The organism is Marinitoga sp. 1155, assembly GCF_001021175.1.
Taxonomy (GTDB): Bacteria; Thermotogota; Thermotogae; order Petrotogales; family Petrotogaceae; genus Marinitoga.
The window spans coordinates 1-4,997 of the sequence record NZ_AZAX01000038.1 but is presented as its reverse complement, the minus strand read 5'-3'; the positions used below and the strand labels follow the sequence as shown (position 1 = coordinate 4,997).

The 4,997-nt window shown below is 25.1% G+C and carries 5 protein-coding genes and 1 pseudogene; 4 read left to right on the top strand and 2 right to left on the bottom strand.

Annotated elements, in window-relative coordinates:
- Both X274_RS09840 and X274_RS09835 read right to left on the bottom strand, forming a co-directional pair.
- On the bottom strand, positions 1–467 hold a 467-nt coding region (locus X274_RS09840; RefSeq protein WP_047266659.1), incomplete at its 3' end, for an ATP-binding protein.
- A gap of 9 nt (positions 468–476) precedes the next feature.
- Positions 477–1,085: pseudogene (locus tag X274_RS09835) on the bottom strand (Mu transposase domain-containing protein); the annotation flags it as partial.
- 321 nt (positions 1,086–1,406) lie between these two features.
- On the opposite strand from X274_RS09835, the gene X274_RS09830 reads away from it, so the two are divergent.
- From X274_RS09830 to X274_RS09820, 4 genes are all read left to right on the top strand, one after another.
- A complete protein-coding gene (locus X274_RS09830) occupies positions 1,407–1,850 on the top strand; it encodes an IS110 family transposase (RefSeq protein WP_052913285.1) in 444 nt (147 codons plus the stop codon).
- A gap of 72 nt (positions 1,851–1,922) precedes the next feature.
- Positions 1,923–2,072, top strand: a complete 150-nt coding sequence (locus X274_RS12095; protein WP_156166196.1) for a hypothetical protein — start codon at positions 1,923–1,925, stop codon at positions 2,070–2,072.
- A gap of 421 nt (positions 2,073–2,493) precedes the next feature.
- Positions 2,494–2,895, top strand: a complete 402-nt coding sequence (locus X274_RS09825; RefSeq protein WP_047266658.1) for an IS110 family transposase — start codon at positions 2,494–2,496, stop codon at positions 2,893–2,895.
- 344 nt (positions 2,896–3,239) lie between these two features.
- The gene (locus X274_RS09820; RefSeq protein ID WP_047266657.1) at positions 3,240–4,844 is read left to right on the top strand and encodes an IS1634 family transposase; all 1,605 of its coding nucleotides are present in this window, start codon (positions 3,240–3,242) and stop codon (positions 4,842–4,844) included.
- The last annotated feature ends 153 nt before the right edge of the window (positions 4,845–4,997 follow it).

Sequence of the window (4,997 nt, the reverse complement as noted above, 5' to 3'; positions counted from 1 at the left end):
AATCTTGTTTCTAATCTATTTTCTTTAAGTGCTTTTTTTAATTGCGACATTAAATCTTGGAAATGGATAAAATATGTTGAATATCTATGTTTTGCACATTCTATTCCAATGGAGACGGCAAGATGTGTCTTGCCAACTCCAGGGGTTCCTACAAATAGTATATTTTCATTATTTTCCACAAATCTTAAGCTTTTTAAATCTAATATTTCCTGTTTATTTATTCCTGGTTGAAAATCGAAATCAAAATCTTCTATTCCTTTCAGAAATGGGAAATTAGCTACTTTTACACATGCATTCATTGCTCTTTTTTCTTTTGCCTTTATTTCTAATTCACTTAATTCATATAATGCGTCTATTACACTTTTTTCTCCTGTATTTATTAAGTTCAAATATTTATCTAGATTGGTTTTTATATTTATTAAATTTAATTCTGTTAGATTATTTTGTAGTTTTATATAATTATTCATATTCCCCTCCTACAAAAAATTATCTAATTTTTTCAGGTTATTAGAACACATTTCATTTAGTTCTTTTGAATCCTTTATATGCTTTGACATTAATGTTGTATAATGGTCTGATATATAATTTATTTTTTTATCTGTTATTTTATGTACTGTTATCAATTCTGTGTTATAATATACATACAGATAATTTTCATTTGTTTTTATTTTCATTGTTTTGCCTATATATTCAGGCGGTACGGAGTATTTATTTCCTTTGTAATATATCAATGAATCTTTTTGGACTTTTGCTTTGTGAGTGTGGTCCAAATATGATTCAACGATATTTTTATTTGGCAAAGGAGATAAATACTCTTTTTCTTTTTGAAACAACAGTAATGGTGGAACATTTGTTGATTGGTTTATTCTAGTATTAACCTTTTTATTTATCCTTTGTATAATTTCATTTAGTTCCTTTTCGTCTTCAAAATCCTTATCATACGCTAATATCCAAGATATGAATTTATTTGCTGATTCAACCTTCCCTTTAGTATATGAATGTCTTGGCTTACATAATTTGATTTTAAATCCAAAATCTTTTGCAAATGCTTTCATTTTATAATTTATTCCTGACTTTGACCGTGTATAATTAAAATAGAAAATTATAATATATAATATAAAATATAATAATAATTAAGTATAATAATTATTAGTATGGTTTGATTTAGTTCTTGTTGTATTGTGTAGAATTGATAATTCTAATGTTGATTTAGAAAAAATATTGATATAAAATATTTCATAGAAAAACAGTTTTGAAAATATTAAATCATATGGAGAAAGATAGAGACTTTGACTAAGCTTAGAGCTTGTTAGCTGTAGTTATCATCTCCTTTTAGCATGGTTTAGAGAATTAAGCATTGAAAGCTTGTACAAAGCACGGTCGTATGTCAGAAGGAGGTGCTCTGTATGTTTACTGTTGGGATTGATATTTCATCAACTAAATTTGATGTTGCAATTTTTGATGGTAAAAAGTTTAAACATTTTGTATTTAAACAATCATATGATGAATTTAATGAATTTTTAGATGTTATTAAAAACATTAATGATGAATATATGATCGCTATGGAATCTACAGGAACTTATCATTTAGCATTAAAACAGTTTTTAAATGAAAAAGGTATTAGTGTTTTAATATTACATCCATATTCACTTAAGAATTTTATGAGGTCATTTAATCATTCAAAAACTGATAAAATTGATTCTAAAAATATCGCCAAAGCTATATACATACTTAGAGAATATGCCATTAGATCATCTGAGCCTGATGACTTAATTTTAGAATTGAGAAATTTGCTCAGAGCTAGAAAAAATATTGCTAAAAGCCTTGCATCTTTAAAAATACATTTATAAAAAACAAATGTTTTTTATAAAGAATTGGATTATTTTTAAATAAAAAACATTTAATCCTCCTGCTTGCGCAGCATGATTAAATATATACCAGAATTATTAAATTATTTCTCAGAAATGGATTCCTCTGTTCTGTTGAAATTATTATTGCGATATCCAACATTAAAATCCATTTTAAAGCATAAAAGAAAAGTTACAAATTTACTTGCTTCAGCAAATGTATAAAAGTTGGGCTTTTATACATTGATATTTGACCATTTACTATTATTTTTAAAATATCAATCTAAATCAAATATTATAATTAAAATGATTTTTCGCGAAGCGATGCTTCTGAAACAAAGAAAAGGCTTTAAATGTTATTAATGATTTAAACCATTCAATTGGTATAAAACACGATTCTTCTGCTATATTAATTAAATCGAAAATAGAATTAATTAAAAACCATATAGAACAAATAAAAATACTCGAAGATGAAATAGAAAGAGTTTCAAATGAAATTTTTAATAATTTTAATATGAATATTTAAAATGAGTATTTTGATGGCAATAACAGTAATAATAACAAATATGATGACAATAAAAATTACTATAATCATGGAGATAACATAAATAAAGAGAAAATAGATAAAGAGAATCCATATTATCAAGTGTATAAAGCAATAATTTCTATTCCAGGCTCAGGTGAATTAGTAACTCCACTTACAATTATATCAGAAATAGGAAACATATCTCGTTTTGAAAGTAAAAAACATTTTGTCTCATATATAGGGCTTGATCCAACAATTTCCCAATCAGGAAAATACAGAAAAAATAAAAAAATATCAAAAAAAGGGAATAGCCATTTAAGACATATATTTTCATTATGGGCCATAAGAGTTTTAAAATACATACCAGAATACAAAGAAAAATACAACGCTTTAATTAAAAGAGGGAAACCAAAAAAAGTTGCCCAAACAGCAATAACAAGAAAATTGGCAGAATTAGTATATACATTATGGAAAAATAATACTGAATTTAATCCAGAATATTTAAAACTTAAAACAGCATGATTGCTTTAAATATCACACAAAACCTAAACTAATTTACAAAAAACAAATAGTTTAGTTTGAATTATTGCAACATTGTTTGCTGTAAAAAGTGTAGTTTTTTTACAAAATATCAAAAAATAATTTATTATAATTTTTATATTTTATCTCTTGACTTTTTAGAGAATACAGCAAAATGGTGAAATTTAAGGAAATGGAACGAAAGAATGCGGGTTTGAGGTGTATTAACATAAGTTAGCCGGAAAAATGTGTGGCTAACTTCTTAATATACTAATGCATATAACTATTGATTTTACTAACTTTTAGTGGTATAATATATATGAAAACCACTAAAAGGAGATGGCATGATGTTCGTTAAAATATCAAAGGTGAAAGGGAAAAAGTATTTAAGAGTAATGGAAAGTGTGAGAGAAAATGGCAAAGTAAAGCAGCATACTGTTATAAATTTTGGAAATATTGAAAAATACAGTAAAAAAGATGTTGAAAAGATGATAGAAAAATTACTAAAAATATTTGAAATAGATGAATACGAAAAAATAAACGATAATTTAATGGAAGAAGTAGCCAGAAGAAATTTTGGAGTAAAAGTAGTAGTAAATAAAATATTTGAAAGATATGAAATGAAAAGATTTTTTGAAAGGCTTGATAAGAATATAGAATATAACGTGGAAGAGATGTTAAAGATAACGGTAATGAACAGAATAATAGAACCAAGAAGTAAATTAAAAATATTCAATAATCTAGAATATTTTGGATATAAAGGGATAGAAAAAAGCGAAGGGAAAGAACTTGATGAAAATGAAGTAATGCTACATTGGTTGTATAGAACATTAGACATGCTCGCAGATAATAAAGAAAAGATAGAAAAACATATGTATGATCAAAGGATGAGTTTGTTTAATACAACAGTAGATTTGGTATTTTACGATGTAACAACATTAGCGTTTGAAACACAACAAACAAATGAAATATTACAAATGGGATATTCAAAAGATAAAAAATTCAATGAATCACAAGTAGTATTAGGAATGTCAATAGATCAAGATAAAATGCCAGTGAGTTTTGATATATACCCTGGAAATACATTCGAAGGACATACATTAAAAGATTCAATAAAAAAAATGAAAAAAGAATATCAATTAGGAAAAGTAATAGTAGTAGCGGATAGAGGAATGATGAGTAAGGCAAATATAGAAATGGTAGAAAAATCCAATTATGAATTCATAATAGGTAAATCAATAAAACAATTAAAAAAAATAAATATATTTGAAGGAGAATTTACAGAAATAGCCAAAGGAATAAAATACAGAGAAATAGAATATGAAAATAAAAGATTACTCATAATATATTCAGAAGAACGAGCAAAAAAAGATAAAAAAGACAGGATGAGATTAATAGAAAAAGCAGAAAAAATGATAGAAGATGGAAGTATTGATGCAAAAAGTAAAAGAGGAGCTAAAAAATATTTAAAAGAAGAAACAAAACAAAAATATATATTGGATAAAGAAAAAATAAAAAATGATGAAAAATACGATGGATACTATGGAATAATAACAAACACAAAATTAAGTCCAAAACAAATATTAGAACAGTATCATACATTATGGAAAGTAGAAGAAACATTTAGAACACTAAAAAATTATCTAGAAACAAGACCAATATTTCACTGGACACCAAAAAGAATAAAAGGTCATATTGTAATGAGTTTTATATCTTACATAATACTAAGAACACTCGAATTAGAACTAGAAAAAAACAACATAGAATATTCTCATGAAAAAATAAGAAATGCTTTAAAAAATATGGAATATTCAGAAATAAGAATAAAAGATAAAAAATTTGCATTAAGAGCTAATTTGAGTGGATTTCAAAAAAATATATTAAAGACATTAAAAATAGAAATTCCAAAAAAAATGATGGATTTAAAAGAGTTTAAAAACAAATATCACTAAAAGCCGTATCAAAAGCTAAAAAGAGGGTGGTGTGTGGCTAATTTTGGTTTTAATAAAAAATTAACAATTGATATTTTTCTGATTATTTCAGATTTTTAAACTTTGCTTTGGAATATAAGTGTCAAACTCAGGAAAAAGGAAAGAAGAAAATGA